Origin of the sequence: Pseudomonas sp. LS1212, from assembly GCF_024741815.1 — a bacterium.
Taxonomy (GTDB): domain Bacteria; phylum Pseudomonadota; class Gammaproteobacteria; order Pseudomonadales; family Pseudomonadaceae; genus Aquipseudomonas.
The window spans coordinates 339,807-357,946 of sequence record NZ_CP102951.1; the positions used below are offsets into that span (position 1 = coordinate 339,807).

15 protein-coding genes and 1 pseudogene are annotated in these 18,140 nt (G+C 61.7%); 15 read left to right on the top strand and 1 reads right to left on the bottom strand.

Annotation, left to right across the window (positions count from 1 at the left end; genetic code table 11):
• Positions 1-34 precede the first annotated feature (34 nt).
• From NVV94_RS01655 to NVV94_RS01675, 5 genes are all read left to right on the top strand, one after another.
• A complete protein-coding gene (locus tag NVV94_RS01655; protein ID WP_258445532.1) occupies positions 35-3,181 on the top strand; it encodes a DUF2339 domain-containing protein in 3,147 nt (1,048 codons plus the stop codon).
• A gap of 177 nt (positions 3,182-3,358) precedes the next feature.
• On the top strand, positions 3,359-4,369 hold the full coding sequence (locus tag NVV94_RS01660; RefSeq protein ID WP_258445533.1) for a class 1 fructose-bisphosphatase: 1,011 nt from the start codon (positions 3,359-3,361) through the stop codon (positions 4,367-4,369).
• Positions 4,370-4,372: 3 nt separating this feature from the next.
• A complete protein-coding gene (locus tag NVV94_RS01665; protein ID WP_258445534.1) occupies positions 4,373-4,975 on the top strand; it encodes a DUF924 family protein in 603 nt (200 codons plus the stop codon).
• A 184-nt stretch (positions 4,976-5,159) separates the two neighbouring features.
• Positions 5,160-5,414 carry an outer membrane protein assembly factor BamE gene (gene bamE, locus NVV94_RS01670; protein WP_258445535.1) on the top strand — a complete coding sequence of 85 codons (255 nt, stop codon included), beginning with the start codon at positions 5,160-5,162 and terminating at the stop codon, positions 5,412-5,414.
• A 14-nt stretch (positions 5,415-5,428) separates the two neighbouring features.
• A complete protein-coding gene (locus tag NVV94_RS01675) occupies positions 5,429-5,995 on the top strand; it encodes a lipocalin family protein (RefSeq protein ID WP_258447595.1) in 567 nt (188 codons plus the stop codon).
• 6 nt (positions 5,996-6,001) lie between these two features.
• On the opposite strand, the gene NVV94_RS01680 is transcribed toward NVV94_RS01675, so the two are convergent.
• On the bottom strand, positions 6,002-7,366 hold the full coding sequence (locus NVV94_RS01680) for a formimidoylglutamate deiminase (RefSeq protein ID WP_258445536.1): 1,365 nt from the start codon (positions 7,364-7,366) through the stop codon (positions 6,002-6,004).
• Between the two features lie 146 nt (positions 7,367-7,512).
• Here NVV94_RS01680 and hutC point away from each other — a divergent pair, with 146 nt between their 5' ends.
• The 10 genes and pseudogenes from hutC (at position 7,513) to hutG (ending at position 18,049) form a co-directional block, all read left to right on the top strand.
• Positions 7,513-8,223: a histidine utilization repressor gene (hutC, locus tag NVV94_RS01685; RefSeq protein ID WP_258447596.1), complete on the top strand. Its 711-nt coding sequence runs from the start codon at positions 7,513-7,515 to the stop codon at positions 8,221-8,223.
• Complete coding sequence (locus tag NVV94_RS01690; protein WP_258445537.1) at positions 8,220-8,798, top strand: HutD family protein; 579 nt, start codon at positions 8,220-8,222, stop codon at positions 8,796-8,798. Before hutC ends, NVV94_RS01690 begins: the two co-directional genes overlap by 4 nt.
• 368 nt (positions 8,799-9,166) lie before the next feature.
• Positions 9,167-10,846: a urocanate hydratase gene (gene hutU / locus NVV94_RS01695; RefSeq protein WP_258445538.1), complete on the top strand. Its 1,680-nt coding sequence runs from the start codon at positions 9,167-9,169 to the stop codon at positions 10,844-10,846.
• An 86-nt stretch (positions 10,847-10,932) separates the two neighbouring features.
• Positions 10,933-11,046: pseudogene (locus tag NVV94_RS01700) on the top strand (histidine ABC transporter substrate-binding protein); the annotation flags it as partial.
• A gap of 60 nt (positions 11,047-11,106) precedes the next feature.
• On the top strand, positions 11,107-11,958 hold the full coding sequence (locus NVV94_RS01705; RefSeq protein WP_258445539.1) for a proline/glycine betaine ABC transporter permease: 852 nt from the start codon (positions 11,107-11,109) through the stop codon (positions 11,956-11,958).
• Positions 11,955-12,779 (top strand): glycine betaine/L-proline ABC transporter ATP-binding protein, encoded by an 825-nt coding sequence (locus NVV94_RS01710; protein WP_258445540.1) that lies wholly within the window; start codon positions 11,955-11,957, stop codon positions 12,777-12,779. The genes NVV94_RS01705 and NVV94_RS01710 overlap by 4 nt, the downstream gene beginning before the upstream one ends.
• A 182-nt stretch (positions 12,780-12,961) precedes the next feature.
• On the top strand, positions 12,962-14,494 hold the full coding sequence (gene hutH, locus NVV94_RS01715) for a histidine ammonia-lyase (RefSeq protein WP_258445541.1): 1,533 nt from the start codon (positions 12,962-12,964) through the stop codon (positions 14,492-14,494).
• 108 nt (positions 14,495-14,602) lie between these two features.
• The gene (locus NVV94_RS01720; RefSeq protein WP_258445542.1) at positions 14,603-16,012 is read left to right on the top strand and encodes an amino acid permease; all 1,410 of its coding nucleotides are present in this window, start codon (positions 14,603-14,605) and stop codon (positions 16,010-16,012) included.
• Between the two features lie 17 nt (positions 16,013-16,029).
• Entirely contained in the window at positions 16,030-17,253 is a 1,224-nt protein-coding gene (gene hutI / locus NVV94_RS01725; RefSeq protein ID WP_258445543.1) for an imidazolonepropionase, read from the top strand.
• Complete coding sequence (gene hutG / locus NVV94_RS01730; RefSeq protein WP_258445544.1) at positions 17,246-18,049, top strand: N-formylglutamate deformylase; 804 nt, start codon at positions 17,246-17,248, stop codon at positions 18,047-18,049. Before hutI ends, hutG begins: the two co-directional genes overlap by 8 nt.
• Positions 18,050-18,140 lie beyond the last annotated feature (91 nt).

The following is an 18,140-nucleotide window of genomic DNA, read 5'->3' on the forward strand; positions in this document are numbered from 1 at the left end:
CCGGCCCCGCCTGCACGGGGCAGGGATAGCGACCATGCAATGGATCTTCCCGCTGGCGGGCCTTGTGCTGGGCGGTGCGCTCGAAGGGTCGTTCGCGCAAGCGATTATCGGTGCGCTGGCGGGCCTGGGCCTGGCACAGGGCATCCGTCTGTCCGCGCTGGCTCGCCAGTGTGGCGAACAACGCCTCCAGCTCGAGCAGGCGCAGCAATCACTTGCCGCGCTTGGTCAGCGGCTGGCCAGGCTCGAGCCAGATACCGGGACGCAAGTGCCGGCCTTCATTCAGGTCGCTGAAGCGCCTGCAGCCGAACCCGAGCTGATCTGGGAACTGCCCGACGAGCTGGTGTCGGCTCCCAAAAGCATTCCGCCTGTCGCCGATGCATGGCGTCCGGCCCCGTCCGCATCGGTTTTGCCGAGCGAGCCAAGCGTCATCGAAAAAGCCTGGGCCAGGATGCGCGACTGGCTTGTGGGTGGTAATACCCTATTGCGGGTCGGTGTGCTCTTGCTGTTTCTTGGCCTGGCTTTCCTGCTGCGCTATGCCAGCGAACACCTGGCAGTGCCGGTCGAGTTTCGCTACATCGGGGTGGCAACCACTGGGCTGGCACTGTTGGGGCTGGGTTGGTGGTTGCGCCGCCGCCAGCGCCAATACGCATTGGTGCTGCAGGGCGCCGGGGTTGCGGTGCTGTATTTGACAGTATTCGCTGCCATGCGTCTGCACACGCTCCTGGAGCCTGCGGCGGCCTTTGGTTTGCTGGTTGCGGTGACGGTGTCCTCGGGCATCATGGCATTGAAGCAGGATGCCCTCGGGCTGGCAGCGGCCGCCGCACTGGGTGGCTTTGCCGCGCCGATTCTGGCGTCCAGCGGCGATGGCAACCATGTGGTGCTGTTCAGTTATTTCGCCCTGCTCAATGCCGGCATCCTGGCCATCGCCTGGTTCAAGGCCTGGCGCCTGCTCGACCTGATCGGTTTTATCGGTACCTTCGGTATCGGTGTGGCGTGGGGCTTGCGTGCTTACACACCGGAGCTGTTCTGGAGCACCGAACCGTTTTTGCTGCTGTTTCTGGCAATGTACCTGGGGATCGGCCTGTTGTACGCCCGGCGCCGGCTGCTTGAGGCTACAGGCGCTCCCGTGGATGACAGCCGTCAGGCGCTGCTGCGCTGGTCGGTGCGCCAGGGCGGGTATGCCGATGGCAGCCTGTTGTTTGGCCCGCCGCTCGTCGGGTTCGGGCTGCAATACGCGCTGGTGCAGCATCTGCCATTCGGCCCGGCGCTCAGTGCGCTGGGATTGGGCGCGGTCTACTTGCTGCTGGCTCGGGCTTTGGCTGCGCGGGTGCCGGAGCGCGCCCGCTTGCTGGTCGAAACCTGTGTGGCGCTGGGCGTGGTGTTTGCCAGCCTGGCGATACCCTTGGGCCTGGATGCGCGCTGGACGTCGGCAGCCTGGGCCGTGGAAGGGGCGGGGATCTTTTGGTTGGGCGTTCGCCAGCAGCGTCTGTCGAGTCGCTGCTTCGCATTGTTGCTACAGGCTGGCGCCGCGCTGGCTTTTCTCGCCGAGCTGAGGCCTGGCCGCGATGCCTCGCTGATCTACGGAGCACCCTTGGGCGCATTGCTACTGGGGGTTGCCGTGTTGTTCAGTTTTTACCAATTGCGCAAGGCGACGCCGGAGCAGGCCAGGGCCCGGGAGCGCAAGGCCTTGCCCTGGCTCGCGTGCGTCGGGCTGGGGTTCGTCTATTTGCTGGCGCCGCTGTGCTTCGAATATCAGGGCACGACCATTGCCTGGGCCGTGGCCGGCCTGATGACGCTGTTGGCTGGCCTGCCCCTGCAGTCGCGCGCGTTCCTGGCGTGTGCCTTGAGCGTACAAGTGCTCGCCGGGTTGCTGTTCCTGCTGTTTGGCCCCGGACTCACCAGTTACTGGATGGACGAGGGGACGCGGCCATTGCTGCATGCCGACTTTTGGGCGCCAATGCTGGTGAGTCTGGTTGCCATGGTCAGTGCCTGGCGTCTGGATCTGGACCGGCAAGCGGTGTTTGAAGCACTGTATTTTCCACGCCTTTGTGCGGCGCTGCTGCTCTGGGGTGCGGGTTGGTGGGCACTGACGTGGGTGACGGAAGTGCAGCGCTTTGTGCCTTTTGAGTTGCAGGCAACCCAGCTGCTCCTGGCCTGTGCGCTGAGCGTTGCCTTGTGGGCCTGGCTGGCCTTGCGGTTGCGCTGGTCGGCGTTGGCGACACTGTGCACGCTGCTGATGCCGGCTGCAGCGTGGATACTCGTCTGGGTGTGGGAGCCGGGTTATCACCCGGCCGCGAACTTCGGTGCGTTGGCGTGGCTGGCCGTGCTGCTCGTGCATGGGCTCTCGCTCAAACGTCTGGCCGGGTTGATCCTCCCTTGGGCCCGTAGCGCCGCCCATGTGCTCGGCTGCTGGCTGATAATCGGCGTGCTGACCCTGGAGCTGCGTTATGGCCTGCTGCAGCTCCGGGAGCATTACAGCGCGTGGCGCTGGCTGGGGTGGGCGCTGCTGCCCAGCCTGTATCTGGTTCTGATGGCGGCACCTCGCGCCTGGCCTTGGCCAGTATCGGCCTATCGGCGCGAATACCGTTGGTGGGCGGCGCTGCCGCTGGCGGTGTTGATGCTGCTGTGGTTCTGGCTGGCGAATATCGCCAGCGACGGCAGCGCGTGGCCCTTGCCCTATTTGCCGCTGCTCAACCCGCTGGAGCTGGGCCTGCTGTTTGCCCTGTTCGGTGTACACGCCTGGTCGCGCAGCGCCCTGGCGCCGGGTGGCCCTCGGCTCGAACCTGTTCGTCAGGGCGTGATCGGGCTGTCATTGTTCGTCTTCTTCACTGCGGCGGTCATGCGCACGGCGCACCATTGGGGTGCGGTACCCTTTGTGTTCGACGCTCTGGTGGCGTCCATGCAGGTCCAGGCCGGGCTGTCGATCGCCTGGACCCTGATCGCGCTGGGCCTGATGATCGGCGGGCACCTGCGCCAGCGACGCGAGGTCTGGCTGGTGGGCGCTGGCCTGATTGTGCTGGTGGTTGCCAAACTGTTCTTTGTCGAGTTGAGCAATCGCGGCGGCCTGGCGCGGATCGTCTCGTTCATCGGCGTGGGGGTGCTGTTGCTGGTCGTGGGCTATTTTGCGCCCCTGCCGCCGAAACGCTCGCAACAGTTGCCAGAAGAAGGGCCGACTTCTTGATGTTATGCCTTCGGCAACGGCGGCATTCTGTCGTTTTCGCGCTACGCTCAAGCGGGCGCGTGAACTCTCGGGCCATAATGTCGGTCTGATTGCGGTAACTGCACCCTATTGCTCGCTAGGTTTCCACTCTCCCTGTAAACTGCGTGGGTTTTTTGACCCCATTCTTCGGAGCCGCCAATGTCCCGCGTTACCCTGAGTCGCTATTTGATTGAGCAGACCCGTAGCAACAACACTCCTGCCGATCTGCGCTTCCTGATCGAAGTGGTAGCGCGTGCGTGCAAGGAAATCAGCCACGCCGTGTCCAAAGGTGCGTTGGGTGGTGTGCTGGGAAGCATGGGCACCGAGAACGTACAAGGTGAAGTACAAAAGAAACTCGACGTGATCTCCAACGAGATCCTGCTCGAAGCCAACGAATGGGGCGGTCACCTGGCCGGCATGGCGTCCGAAGAAATGGACAATGCCTACCAGATCCCGGGCAAATACCCGAAAGGCGCCTACCTGCTGGTATTCGACCCGCTGGACGGTTCGTCGAACATCGACGTCAACGTGTCGGTCGGCACCATCTTCTCGGTACTGCGCTGCCCCAATGAGCACCTGAGCCAGAACGAAACCCTCAACGAGAAGGCGTTCCTTCAGCCGGGTACCCAGCAGGTCGCTGCCGGTTACGCCATCTACGGCCCGCAAACCATGTTGATCCTGACCTTGGGCGACGGCGTCAAGGGCTTCACCCTGGACCGTGAAATGGGCAGCTTCGTGCTGACTCACGAGAACATCACCATCCCGGAAACCACCGCAGAGTTCGCCATCAACATGTCCAACCAGCGCCACTGGGAAGCCCCGGTGCAACGCTACGTCAGCGAATTGCTGGCAGGTGAAACCGGCCCGCTGAAGAAAAACTACAACATGCGCTGGATCGCCTCGATGGTGGCCGACGTGCATCGCATCCTGACCCGTGGCGGCCTGTTCATGTACCCGCGCGACAGCCGCGAGCCGTCCAAGCCAGGCAAGCTGCGCCTGATGTACGAAGCCAACCCGATGTCGTTCCTGGTCGAGCAGGCCGGTGGTGCGTCCACCGACGGCAACCAGCGCATTCTCGATATCAAGCCTGAAGGCCTGCACCAGCGCGTCGCGGTGTTCCTCGGTTCCAAGCAGGAAGTCGAGCGCGTAACCGCTTACCACAAGGAATAATCCATGGCCGCGCCTTGGCAGCCGCTTCTGCAATGGTGGTTTGGTTCAGCCGAACGCCCTGAAGAGGTGGCCGCGCAACAGGGCAAGTTGTGGTTCGGCAAGCGTGACAGCCAGGATGCCGAGGCGCGTGAGCGTTTTGGCGACCTGGTCGATCAGGCGTTGGCTGGCGGATTGGCTGAGTGGGCGCAAAGCCCGCAAGGCTGGCTGGCCTTGATTCTGCTGCTCGATCAACTGCCGCGAATGGTCTACCGGGATACGCCAAAGGCCTATGCCGGTGACCGGCGAGCGCAGGGTCTGGTGATTGACGGCCTGGCCCAGGGACATTATCTGCTGTTGTTGCCCTTGCAGAAGGCGTTCGTCCTTCTGGTGCTCGAACATGCCGAAGATCTTGCCCTGCAGAACCGTTCGGTGACACTCCACCAAAAGCTGCTTCCCAATCAGCTCGGGCTCGAACATGCGTTGTTTGCTGACTTTCTCGATTATGCCGAGAAGCATCAGCGGATCATCGAACGCTTTGGCCGGTTTCCTCATCGCAATGAAGTGCTTGGGCGCGAGTCCACGGCCGAGGAGTTGGCGTTTTTGCGCCAACCGGGTTCTCGGTTCTGAAACTTTGCGGCCCTTTGGGCCGATCGCTGGCAAGCATGGCCAGGCGGGTTTGCCGACCGAAGGTTCCTGTTTATGGGGGTTGCAGCGAATAAAAGCCCGTCGGCGGCGGGAACCAGAATGGGTTTTCCCCTTCTAACCTGTTGGCAGGCAGCCGTGCCGCCCCCTCATGCCCTGGAGTCACTTCATGTCTTTGCGTTCCCTCGCCCTGTTGTCGTTGTGCGTTTTGCTGGCCGCCTGCAACAAGGTCAATCAGGAAAACTATTCAAAGCTCCAGGCAGGCATGACCAAGGCTGAAGTCGAAAAAATGTTGGGCAGCCCGGGGGAGTGCTCGGGCGCACTGGGTTTCTCCAGTTGCACCTGGGGCGACAAGAACAGTTTCATCAGCATCCAGTACGCCGGTGACAAGGTCCTCATGTTTTCTGGCGAGGGCTTGAAATGAGCGTCGGCAAAACGCTGGCATGGCTGCTGGGCAGCCTGTTCGCTGGTCTGCTGCTGACCGGTTGTGCCAACTCGGGCACCGGGGCAATACCGCCCAAGACGGTCGAAAAAGTCGATTTCAAGCGCTACCAGGGCACCTGGTACGAGCTGGCGCGCATGCCCATGTACTTCCAGCGTGACTGCGCCCAGTCCGAAGCCCATTACACGCTTCGGCCAGACGCTACGATCGGCGTGCTGAATCGTTGCCGAACCCTTGAAGGCAAATGGGAGGCGGCGACCGGCACGGCATGGCCGCAGGTACCGGGCAAGACCGACAAGCTCTGGGTGGTATTCGACAATTGGCTTTCGGAGCTGGCGCCGCGCGTCGTCAAGGGTGACTACTGGGTGCTGTATATCGGCGACGATTACCAGACCGCCCTGGTCGGCAATCCGGATCGCAAGAGCCTCTGGCTGCTCTCGCGCAAACCGCAGGTGACGCCCCTTGTGCGTGAAGACCTGCTGGCCAAGGCACGCCAGCAGGGCTATGACACTACAAGGCTGATTTGGCGGGTGTCCGATTCGAACATCGCCAATGCCCAATGACCCGCGTTAACCCAGCAGGTCGCGCAATACCTGGGTGAAGGCGCGGGCGCTTTCCTGTTCGTCGGCATGATGGCCGTCGCGTACCACCCATTGGCCATTGACCAGCACATCACGCACCTGACGATCACCACCGGCAAACAGCCAGCGATTGAGAATCCCGTCTTCACTGGCTGTGGCCAGGTAGGGATCGCTTCCATCGAGTACCAGCCAGTCCGCCCGCTTGCCTGCCGCCAGTTCGCCAATCGGTTGCCCCAGCGCCTGGGCGCCACCGCTTAAAGCCGCGTCAAACAGGGTGCGCCCGACCATCGGCTGCTCCTGGCGGTACAGGCGGTTGCGGCGCTGGTCACGCAAGCGTTGGCCGTATTCCAGCCAGCGCAGTTCCTCTACCACACTCAACGAGACATGGCTGTCGGAGCCGATGCCCAGGCGACCACCTTGAGCAAGAAAATCCACTGCCGGGAAGATGCCGTCGCCGAGGTTGGCTTCGGTAGTCAGGCACAGGCCCGCGACCGCGCCGCTGTTGGCCATCAGGCTGACTTCTTCGCTGTTGGCATGGGTTGCGTGGACCAGGCACCAGCGCTGGTCCACCTCGGTGTTTTCATACAGCCATTGCAGTGGGCGGCGGCCGCTCCAGGCCAGGCAGTCGTCGACTTCCTTCTGTTGCTCGGCGATATGGATATGCACCGGGCAGGTCTTGTCACTGGCGGCCAGTACCTGCTCGATCTGTTCGGGCGTTACCGCGCGTAGCGAGTGGAAGCACAGGCCCAGTTGCTGTGCAGGCTGCTGGGCGAGCAGCGGGGCGAGGCGTCCTTGCAGGGCCAGGTATTGCTCGGTGCTGTTGATGAAACGCCGCTGCCCTTCGTTGGGCGTCTGCCCGCCGAAGCCGGAATGGCTGTAAAGCACGGGGCAGAGGGTCAGGCCGATGCCGGCGGCGCTGGCCGCCTGGCTGATGCGCTGGGACAGTTCGGCAGGGTCGGCGTAGGCCTTGCCGGTCGGGTCGTGATGGACATAATGGAATTCGGCGACCGAGGTGTAACCGGCCTTGAGCATTTCGATGTACAGCTGGCGGGCGATAATGCCGAGCTGATCGGGGCTGATCTTGCCGACCAGGCGGTACATGAGGTCGCGCCAGGTCCAGAAACTGTCGTTCGGGTTGCCGGCTACTTCCGCAAGGCCTGCCATGGCGCGCTGGAAGGCGTGGGAGTGCAGGTTAGGCATGCCGGGCAGCAGCGGACCGCTTATGCGCTCGGCGCCTTCTGCGCTGGCATCGGCCTGGACTTGGGTCAGGCGGCCATCGGGGCCGACCTCGAGTCTGACATTATTGGCCCATCCATTAGGCAACAAAGCGCGTTCGGCAAAGAAGGCGGACATCGATCGGCACCTCATACGTGTTTATTTGTATATACATATACAGACGTTTGCCTGCTGGGTAAACTCCGGCAAGCTAGTCCTATTATTTTTTTGATCAAGGAATTCCCGTGCCGACTCCGCCTGCCGTTGCTGCGCTGGTTGCCCAGATGGGCGATAGTCCGGCGCCCCTGTATGCCCGCGTCAAACAAATGATTGCCCTGCAGATCCAGAATGGTAGCTGGCCGCCGCACTATCGCGTGCCGTCGGAAAGCGAACTGGTCAATCAGTTGGGCTTCAGCCGCATGACCATCAACCGCGCCTTGCGCGAGCTGACGGCAGAAGGCTTGTTGGTGCGGATGCAGGGCGTCGGAACCTTCGTCGCCGAACCCAAGACTCAATCCGCTCTGTTCGAAGTCCATAATATTGCCGACGAAATCGCCTCACGCGGTCATCGCCATACCTGCAGGGTCATTACCCTGGGCGAAGAGGCGGCCGGTTCCGAACGCGCCCTGGCCCTAGACATGCGCGAAGGGCAGAAGGTGTTCCATTCGCTGATCGTGCACTACGAAAACGATATCGCGGTGCAAATCGAAGATCGCTTCGTCAATGCATCGGTTGCGCCGGAGTACCTCAAGCAGGACTTCACCAAGCAGACACCGTATGCCTATTTGTCCCAAGTGGCGCCCCTGACCGAGGGCGAGCATGTTGTCGAGGCGATCCTGGCGGAGCCTGAAGAATGCCGCCTGTTGCAGATCGAGCCCGGCGAGCCCTGCCTGTTGATACGGCGGCGCACCTGGTCCGGTCGCACACCGGTGACCGCTGCACGCTTGATCCACCCCGGTTCCCGTCATCGTTTGGAAGGACGTTTCAGCAAATGAGCCAGTTGAAAGTTTTGCGCGCGGCCGATTACCCGCGCATGCCCTGGAAAAATGGCGGTGGCAGCACCGAAGAAATCACTCGCGATGCGGGGAAGGGGCTCGATGGGTTTGGTTGGCGCCTGTCGATCGCCGATATCGCCGAGTCCGGTGGCTTCTCCAGCTTCGCTGGGTACGAGCGCATCATTACCGTATTGCAGGGCGATGGCATGACCTTGCGGGTCGATGGTCACAGTACCCGCAAGCTGCTGCCCTTCGATGCCTTTGCCTTCCGTGGCGAAAGCGCGGTGTCGTGCAATCTGCTCGGCGGTGCGATACGCGATTTCAACCTGATTTATGCACCCCAGCGTTACCGTGCGCGCCTGCAGTGGTTCGATGTGCGCGAGCCGGTGCGCTTGTTCAGCTCAGCCAGCACTGTGCTGGTGTTCAGTGCTGCCGAACAGCTGCAAGTCGAACTGGGCAGGCACGAAGCTGCCTTGCTTGGCGAATATGACTGCCTGCAATTGAACGGTAACAACGAGTTGCTGGAAATCGTACTGACAGGCAAATGCTGCCTGATCGAGCTGACCGCCGCCTAACGGCAGCTGCTACGCAACACCGCACTATCTTCGCTCAAAATGTTACCGAACGCCCCAGGGTGGCGCAAAGCTGCCCTCCGGTAACAAATCCTTGGCATACCAAGTCGATTCCCTACAGATTTTTCATCCCGCCCAAAGGCCCGCTCCGTAAGGCCTTTGCCCGTTTCTCGACTTTTTCACACCTCGAAAATCACAAGTTGGCCGCTTGATTGCATATGCTTGTATGTACAAGTAAAGATGTGTGCGTATGAGTGAACAGGAAATCCTCCGCTCACTCTGCTTGTTAACCGAATTCCGCCTGTCTTGTCGCAGGCTCACTTGCCCATTGCCTGGGTTGGTTTGAACTGATCGCTTGAGGAGTCTTTTTCGTGACTGACAATGCCCAAAACAAATTTCGTGATGTTGAAATCCGTGCCGCTCGCGGTAACAAGCTCACCGCCAAGAGCTGGCTGACCGAAGCGCCGCTGCGCATGCTGATGAACAACCTCGACCCGGAAGTGGCCGAAAACCCGAAAGAGCTGGTGGTTTACGGTGGCATTGGCCGCGCGGCGCGTAACTGGGAGTGCTACGACAAGATCGTCGAGAGCCTGACCAACCTCAACGACGACGAAACCCTGCTGGTGCAGTCGGGCAAACCGGTCGGCGTGTTCAAGACCCACAGCAACGCCCCGCGCGTGCTGATCGCCAACTCCAACCTGGTGCCGCACTGGGCCACCTGGGAGCATTTCAACGAACTGGATGCCAAGGGCCTGGCCATGTACGGCCAGATGACTGCCGGCAGCTGGATCTACATCGGTAGCCAGGGCATCGTCCAGGGCACCTATGAAACCTTCGTCGAAGCCGGTCGCCAGCACTACAACAGCAACCTGAAAGGCAAGTGGGTCCTGACCGCGGGTCTGGGCGGCATGGGCGGCGCCCAGCCACTGGCGGCCACCCTGGCCGGTGCCTGCTCGCTGAACATCGAATGCCAGCAAAGCCGCATCGACTTCCGCCTGAGCAGCCGTTACGTCGATGAGCAAGCCACCGATCTGGACGATGCGCTGGCACGCCTCGACAAATACACCAAGGAAGGCAAGGCCATCTCCATCGCCCTGCTCGGCAACGCCGCCGAAATCCTGCCGGAGCTGGTCAAGCGTGGCGTGCGCCCGGACATGGTCACCGACCAGACCAGCGCCCACGATCCGCTCAACGGCTACCTGCCGGCTGGCTGGACCTGGGAACAGTACCGCGACCGCGCCCTGACCGAACCGGCTGCGGTGGTCAAGGCGGCCAAGCAATCCATGGCCGTCCACGTCCAGGCCATGCTCGACTTCCAGAAGCAAGGCATCCCGACTTTCGACTACGGCAACAACATCCGTCAGATGGCCAAGGAAGAAGGCGTGGAAAACGCCTTCGACTTCCCCGGCTTCGTACCGGCCTATATCCGTCCGCTGTTCTGCCGTGGCATCGGCCCGTTCCGCTGGGCAGCACTGTCGGGTAACGCCGAGGACATCTACAAGACCGACGCCAAGGTCAAGGAACTGATCCCGGACGACGCCCACCTGCACAACTGGCTGGACATGGCGCGCGAGCGCATCAGCTTCCAGGGCCTGCCGGCACGTATCTGCTGGGTTGGCCTGGGCCTGCGCGCCAAGCTGGGCCTGGCCTTCAACGAAATGGTGCGCAGCGGCGAGCTGTCGGCACCGATCGTGATTGGCCGTGACCACCTCGATTCCGGTTCCGTATCGAGCCCGAACCGTGAAACCGAAGCGATGCAGGATGGCTCCGACGCCGTGTCCGACTGGCCACTGCTCAACGCGTTGCTCAACACCGCGAGCGGCGCGACCTGGGTCTCCCTGCACCACGGCGGCGGCGTCGGCATGGGCTTCTCCCAGCATTCGGGGATGGTCATCGTCTGCGACGGTACCGACGAAGCGGCCGAGCGTATTGCCCGCGTACTGCACAACGACCCGGCTACTGGTGTCATGCGTCACGCTGATGCCGGTTACCAGATTGCAATTGATTGCGCCAAAGAGCAGGGCCTGAACCTGCCGATGATCACAGGCTGATAATTGCAGGACCGACGCTTTGTCGGTCCGCCCCTTACCTGTAGGAGCTGGCTTGTCAGCGGTGGAGGCAGCGCACACTGCGCTGCAGAAAACGTATCGAGTCGCTCAAGCTGGTCAAGTTGTTCCTCAAGGAGCACCCTGAAGTCTGGCTCGCCTGGTTCAATGATGAGGCTGCCAAAAAGGTAGGCGCGGCACTCTGAGCCTTGGTGGCTCGTCCGGCGAGAGTCGACGAGCCATATACACTTGATCGAGAGTTTCCTATGTTTCCCGACAGCTTCACGTTCTCTATCGCTGACTGGGTCAATAGCTGGGTCGATGCGCTGGTGACCAACTACGGCGATGTGTTCCGGCGCGTTGCCGACACGCTGCTGTGGGCCATCGTCAACCTCGAAGGCCTGCTGCGTGCAACGCCCTGGTGGTTGATGCTGGCCATTGTTGCCGGTATTGCCTGGCACGCCACGCGGCGAGTGCTGCCGACAGTGATCATTGTCGGCCTGCTGTTTCTGGTTGGGGTCGTGGGGTTGTGGGACAAGCTGATGCAGACCCTGGCGCTGATGCTGGTGGCGACGTTTATCTCGGTGCTGGTCGGCATACCCCTGGGCATTCTCTCGGCGCGCAGCAACCGCCTGCGGGCCTTCCTGATGCCGCTGCTCGACATCATGCAGACCATGCCCAGCTTCGTGTACCTGATCCCGGTACTGATGCTGTTCGGCCTGGGCAAGGTGCCGGCAATCTTCGCCACCGTCATCTATGCCGCGCCACCGTTGATCCGCCTGACTGACTTGGGCATCCGCCAAGTGGACGGCGAGGTGATGGAAGCGATCAATGCCTTCGGCGCCAACCGCTGGCAGCAACTGTTCGGCGTGCAATTGCCGCTGGCCCTGCCGAGCATCATGGCCGGGATCAACCAGACCACCATGATGGCCCTGTCGATGGTGGTCATTGCCTCGATGATCGGTGCCCGTGGCTTGGGTGAAGACGTACTGGTGGGCATTCAGACGCTGAATGTCGGGCGCGGGCTCGAAGCGGGCCTTGCAATCGTGATTCTGGCGGTAGTGATCGACCGGATTACCCAAGCCTATGGTCGGCCACGGCATGAGGTGAACCAGTGAGTACTGCACACAAGATCGAAGTCAGAAACGTTTTCAAAATCTTCGGCGCCCGCGCTGAAGAAGCGCTGGACATGATTGGCCAGAAGAAAACCAAGGATCAGGTCCTGGCCGAAACCGGCTGCGTGGTCGGGGTCAACGACCTGTCGCTGTCCATTGGCAGTGGCGAGATTTTCGTGATCATGGGCCTGTCCGGCTCGGGTAAATCGACCCTGGTGCGTCACTTCAACCGCCTGATCGACCCGACCAGCGGCGCGATCCTGGTCGATGGCGAAGACATTCTGCAATACGACATGGAAGCCCTGCGCCAATTCCGCCGGCACAAGATCAGCATGGTGTTCCAGAGCTTCGGCCTGCTGCCACATCGCACCGTGCTGGATAACGTCGCCTACGGCTTGAAAGTCCGTGGCGAGAGCAAGGAGAAGTGCACCGAACGTGCGCTGCACTGGATCAATACCGTGGGGCTCAAGGGCTACGAAAAGTCTTATCCGCACCAACTGTCCGGCGGCATGCGTCAGCGCGTCGGCCTGGCCCGCGCCCTGGCTGCCGACACGGACATCATTCTGATGGACGAAGCCTTCAGTGCGCTTGACCCGCTGATCCGCGCGGAGATGCAGGACCAGTTGCTCGAACTGCAGAAGACCCTGCACAAGACCATCGTGTTCATCACCCATGACCTCGATGAAGCGGTTCGTATCGGTAACCGTATTGCCATTCTCAAGGATGGCTGCCTGATTCAGGTCGGTACGCCGAAGGAAATCCTTTACCAGCCTGCCGATGAGTACGTCGACCGTTTCGTACAGCGCCGCGTTGCTTCTCTTTAAGGAGAAAGTTTTGAAAGACCCGCAATTACTACAAAGCGTTTTACCGAATCTGTACTGAAACTGATGTTCAACCCTAGCCAGCGTGCCAAGCCGCAAGTCTTCCAAAAAAGAGACGGCGGCGGATAACGGAGAAGTCCGGAGCGATTGGTAGTTAATACAAAACTCTCAAAAGGAGCATAAATGTGACTGCGCTAAACCTTATCCCCGGCCAACTGAGCCTTGCCCAACTGCGTGATGTTTATCAGCAATCGGTAAAAATCAGCCTCGACGACAGCGCCTCGGCACAGATCGAAGCCAGCGTCGCCTGCGTGGAACAAATCCTCGCCGAGAACCGTACCGCTTACGGTATCAACACCGGGTTCGGCCTGTTGGCTTCGACCCGCATCGCCAGTGAGGATCTGGAAAACCTCCAGCGCTCCCTGGTGCTGTCCCACGCTGCCGGTGTCGGCGAGCCCATCAGCGACGCGCTGTGCCGGCTGATCATGGTGCTCAAGGTCAACAGCCTGAGCCGTGGTTTCTCCGGGATTCGCCGCAAAGTGATCGATGCACTGATCTCCCTGATCAACGCCGAAGTTTATCCGCACATCCCGCTCAAGGGCTCGGTCGGTGCTTCCGGCGACCTGGCACCCTTGGCGCATATGTCGCTGGTGCTGCTGGGCGAAGGCAAGGCACGTTACAAAGGGCAATGGCTGCCGGCCACCGAAGCGCTGGCCGTGGCTGGGCTGGAACCTCTGACCCTGGCTGCCAAGGAAGGTCTGGCGTTGCTTAATGGCACTCAGGTTTCCACGGCATTCGCCCTGCGCGGCCTGTTCGAAGGTGAGGACCTGTTCGCAGGCGCACTGGCCTGCGGCAGTCTGACCGTCGAGGCGGTACTGGGCTCGCGTTCGCCATTCGATGCACGGATTCACGCCGCCCGCGGTCAACGTGGCCAGATCGACGCCGCTGCCGCGTATCGTCACCTGCTGGGCGAGCGCAGCGAAGTCTCCGACTCCCACGAGAACTGCGAGAAGGTCCAGGACCCGTACTCCCTGCGTTGCCAGCCACAAGTCATGGGCGCTTGCCTGACCCAGTTCCGTCAGGCTGCCGAAGTGCTGGTGATCGAGGCCAACGCCGTATCGGATAATCCGTTGGTGTTCGCTGCTGAAGGTGATGTGATCTCCGGCGGTAACTTCCACGCCGAACCTGTGGCCATGGCCGCTGACAACATGGCCTTGGCCATCGCTGAAATCGGCTCGCTGAGTGAGCGCCGTATCTCGCTGATGATGGACAAGCACATGTCGCAATTGCCGCCGTTCCTGGTGGCCAATGGCGGAGTCAACTCCGGCTTCATGATCGCTCAGGTGACCGCTGCTGCCCTGGCCAGCGAGAACAAGGCACTGTCCCACCCGCATTCGGTGGACAGCCTGCCGACGTCCGCCAACCAGGAAGACCACGTGTCCATGGCCCCGGCCGCTGGCAAGCGTCTTTGGGAAATGGCCGAGAACACTCGTGGCATCCTCGCTGTGGAATGGCTCGCTGCCTGCCAGGGCCTGGACCTGCGCGAAGGTCTGAAGACTTCGGCCAAGCTCGAACAGGCTCGCAGCACCCTGCGCAGCAAAGTGGCGTACTACGAGAAAGATCGTTTCTTCGCCCCTGACATCAACGCTGCGAGCGAGTTGCTGGCTTCGCGTTGCCTGAATGAGCTGGTGCCGGCGAAGTTGCTGCCTAGCTTGTAAGTCGGGAGGGGCCTTTGGCCCCTATCGCGGGCAGGCCCGCTCCCACATATAGGAGCGGGCTTGCCGGCGATAACGATTTCCGCCGACAAGAATAATTAAGGACGTGAAATGCAACAGCAAGCTCAAGGCTTGAAACGCGGGCTGTCGGCTCGCCATATTCGCTTCATGGCACTGGGGTCGGCGATCGGCACCGGGCTATTTTACGGTTCTGCCTCGGCCATTCAAATGGCCGGCCCCGCGGTACTGCTCGCCTACCTGATCGGTGGTGCGGCGGTATTCATGGTCATGCGCGCCCTGGGCGAGATGGCCGTGCACAACCCGGTGTCCGGTTCGTTCGGCCATTACGCCAGCACCTACCTGGGGCCCTTGTCGGGCTTCATCCTCGGCTGGACCTATGCCTTCGAGATGATCATCGTCTGCCTGGCAGACGTCACCGCATTCGGCATCTACATGGGCTTCTGGTTCCCGGAAGTCGCGCGCTGGATCTGGGTACTGGGTATCGTGTTCCTGATCGGTGGGCTGAACCTGTGCAACGTCAAGGTCTTCGGTGAAATGGAGTTCTGGCTGTCGCTGCTGAAAGTCGGCGCGATTGTCGCGATGATCCTCGCAGGCTTCGGCATCATGTTGTTCGGCATCGGCTCGGCCAGCACCGAACAGGCCACCGGCCTCAGCAATCTCTGGGCCCACGGCGGCTTCATGCCCAACGGCATTGGCGGTTTGATCGCGTCGTTCGCGGTGGTGATGTTTGCCTTTGGCGGCATCGAAATCATCGGCATCACCGCAGGTGAAGCCAAAGACCCGCAGCGGGTGATCCCCGGGGCGATCAATGCTGTACCGATGCGGATCCTGCTGTTCTACGTTCTGACCCTGTTTGTGCTGATGGCCATCTACCCATGGCCGCAGATCGGCAGCAAGGGCAGCCCGTTCGTGCAGATTTTCGACAACCTGGGCATCAGCTCGGCGGCGACTATCCTCAATATCGTGGTGATCTCGGCGGCAGTCTCGGCCATCAACAGCGACATCTTCGGTGCCGGGCGCATGATGTACGGCCTGGCCCAGCAGGGGCACGCGCCCAAGGGCTTTGCTCAGCTGTCCAAACAGGGCGTGCCGTGGATGACCGTAGTGGTCATGGGCGCGGCCCTGCTCGGTGGCGTGCTGCTGAACTACCTGATTCCGGAGAATGTATTTCTGGTGATCGCCTCGATCGCGACCTTCGCCACGGTCTGGGTCTGGCTGATGATTCTGGTCACCCAAGTGGCCATGCGTCGCTCCATGAGCCGCGAAGAAATCGCCCAGCTGAAATTCCCGGTACCGTTCTGGCCTTATGCGCCGGCGGCGGCGATCGTGTTCATGCTGTTCGTCTTTGGCGTGCTCGGCTACTTCCCGGAAACCCAGGCGGCGCTGGCAGTCGGCGCGGTATGGATCGTGCTGCTGGTCATCGCTTACAAGTTGTGGGTGAAGCCTGCAGCCGGGCAGCCGGAAAAAGTGACATACGACCCTACTTTGTCCCATCGATAACCTAATGGAGGCCACGGATGAAAACTCTCTGGCAACACTGCCACGTCGCAAGCATGGCGCAGGGCAATTACTCGATCATCGAGGATGCCGCCATCGTGACGTCAGGAGCGCACATAGAGTGGATCGGCCCGCGCAGCGAGCTGCCGGCTGGCGACTACGCCGAGGTCCATGACCTCGCGGGTACCTGGGTCACGCCTGGCCTGATCGACTGCCACACCCATACCGTGTTCGGCGGCAATCGCAGCGGCGAGTTCGAGCAGCGCCTGCAAGGCGTGAGCTATGCCGAGATCGCCGCGGCCGGTGGCGGTATTGCCAGCACCGTGCGCGCGACGCGGGCGGCGAGCGAAGACGAGCTGTTTGCCAGCGCGCACAAGCGCTTGAAGAGCCTGCTGCACGACGGCGTCACCAGCGTCGAGATCAAGTCCGGCTACGGCCTGGACCTGGCCAGCGAGCGGAAGATTCTTCGGGTAATCCGCCGGCTCGGCGCCGAGTTGCCGGTCACGGTGCGCAGCACCTGCCTGGCCGCGCACGCCTTGCCCCCGGAATACGCCGATCGGGCCGACGATTACATCGAGCACATCTGCACTGAAATGCTCCCGGCCCTGGCGGCCGAAGGGCTGGTGGATGCAGTGGATGCCTTCTGCGAGTACCTGGCGTTCTCGCCCGCGCAGGTCGAACGGGTGTTCATCGCCGCGCAGAACTTCGGCTTGCCGGTCAAGTTGCACGCCGAGCAGCTGTCGTCCCTGCACGGTTCGAGCCTGGCGGCGCGCTATCATGCGTTGTCGGCGGACCATCTGGAATTCATGACCGAGGACGACGCCATCGCCATGGCCAAATCCGGGACGGTCGCGGTGTTGTTGCCGGGCGCGTTCTACTTCCTGCGCGAAACCCAGTTGCCGCCGATGGAGGCCTTGCGCAAACACGGCGTGAAAATCGCCGTCGCCAGCGACCTCAACCCCGGCACCTCGCCGGCGTTGTCATTGCGGCTGATGTTGAACATGGCCTGCACCTGTTTCCGAATGACCCCGGAAGAAGCCCTCGCCGGAGCGACCATTCACGCGGCCACCGCGCTGGGCATGGGCCAGACCCATGGCTCGCTGGAAATCGGCAAGGTCGCCGACTTCGTCGCCTGGGACATCGAGCGCCCGGCCGACCTGGCCTATTGGCTGGGGGGTGACTTGAACAAGCGGGTCGTTCGTCATGGTATTGAAGTATCGAATCTGGAGGTGACGCGTGGATAAGGTTCTGAATTTTCACCAGGGTCGATTGCCCCTGCTGATCAGCATGCCCCATGCCGGGTTGCGCCTGACCCCAGGGGTCAAGGCCGGGCTGATCGACGAAGCGCAATGCCTGCCCGACACCGACTGGCATATTCCGTTGCTGTACGAATTCGCCGTCGATATGGGCGCGAGTGTCGTCGCGGCCGAGTACTCGCGCTTCGTCGTCGACCTCAATCGTCCGTCCGATGACAAGCCGTTGTACGCCGGTGCCACCACCGGTCTCTATCCAGCAACATTGTTCGATGGCAAGCCGTTGTTCAAGGAAGGCCTGGAGCCTTCGGCTACCGAGCGCGCAACCTACCTGGAAAAGATCTGGACCCCTTACCACCGCACCATCGAAGATGAACTGACCCGTCTGCGCGATCAGTTCGGTTATGCGCTGCTGTGGGATGCACACTCGATCCGCTCCCACGTTCCGCACCTGTTCGACGGCAAACTGCCGGACTTCAACCTGGGCACCTTCAACGGCGCCAGCTGCGATCCACAACTGGCCAGCGAACTCGAAGCCATCTGCGGCGAGTTCAGGGACTACAGCCATGTGCTCAACGGTCGCTTCAAGGGTGGTCACATCACCCGTCACTACGGCGACCCGGCCCATCATATCCACGCCGTGCAGCTGGAACTGGCCCAGAGCACCTATATGGAAGAGTTCGAGCCGTTCCGTTACCGCGAAGACCTGGCGGCGCCGACTCAGGAAGTGCTCAAGGCGTTGCTCGAAGGGCTGCTTGCCTGGGGGCGGCAGCGTTATCCCGGTTGAAATGAAGGCCCGTTGGGCCTTGGCGTCGCAGCGGCGCACCGAGCCTTCGGCAGCGGCTACAAAATGTTCTGCCTGCCACGGTCGGTGTAGC

Bases quoted from the DNA above. Each gene is read 5' to 3' on its own strand.
- NVV94_RS01655 (WP_258445532.1), top strand. From the start codon at position 35: ATGCAATGGATCTTCCCGCTGGCGGGCCTTGTGCTGGGCGGTGCGCTC.
- NVV94_RS01660 (WP_258445533.1), top strand. From the start codon at position 3,359: ATGTCCCGCGTTACCCTGAGTCGCTATTTGATTGAGCAGACCCGTAGC.
- NVV94_RS01665 (WP_258445534.1), top strand. From the start codon at position 4,373: ATGGCCGCGCCTTGGCAGCCGCTTCTGCAATGGTGGTTTGGTTCAGCC.
- bamE (WP_258445535.1), top strand. From the start codon at position 5,160: ATGTCTTTGCGTTCCCTCGCCCTGTTGTCGTTGTGCGTTTTGCTGGCC.
- NVV94_RS01680 (WP_258445536.1), bottom strand. From the start codon at position 7,366: ATGTCCGCCTTCTTTGCCGAACGCGCTTTGTTGCCTAATGGATGGGCC.
- hutC (WP_258447596.1), top strand. From the start codon at position 7,513: ATGGGCGATAGTCCGGCGCCCCTGTATGCCCGCGTCAAACAAATGATT.
- NVV94_RS01690 (WP_258445537.1), top strand. From the start codon at position 8,220: ATGAGCCAGTTGAAAGTTTTGCGCGCGGCCGATTACCCGCGCATGCCC.
- NVV94_RS01705 (WP_258445539.1), top strand. From the start codon at position 11,107: ATGTTTCCCGACAGCTTCACGTTCTCTATCGCTGACTGGGTCAATAGC.
- NVV94_RS01720 (WP_258445542.1), top strand. From the start codon at position 14,603: ATGCAACAGCAAGCTCAAGGCTTGAAACGCGGGCTGTCGGCTCGCCAT.
- hutI (WP_258445543.1), top strand. From the start codon at position 16,030: ATGAAAACTCTCTGGCAACACTGCCACGTCGCAAGCATGGCGCAGGGC.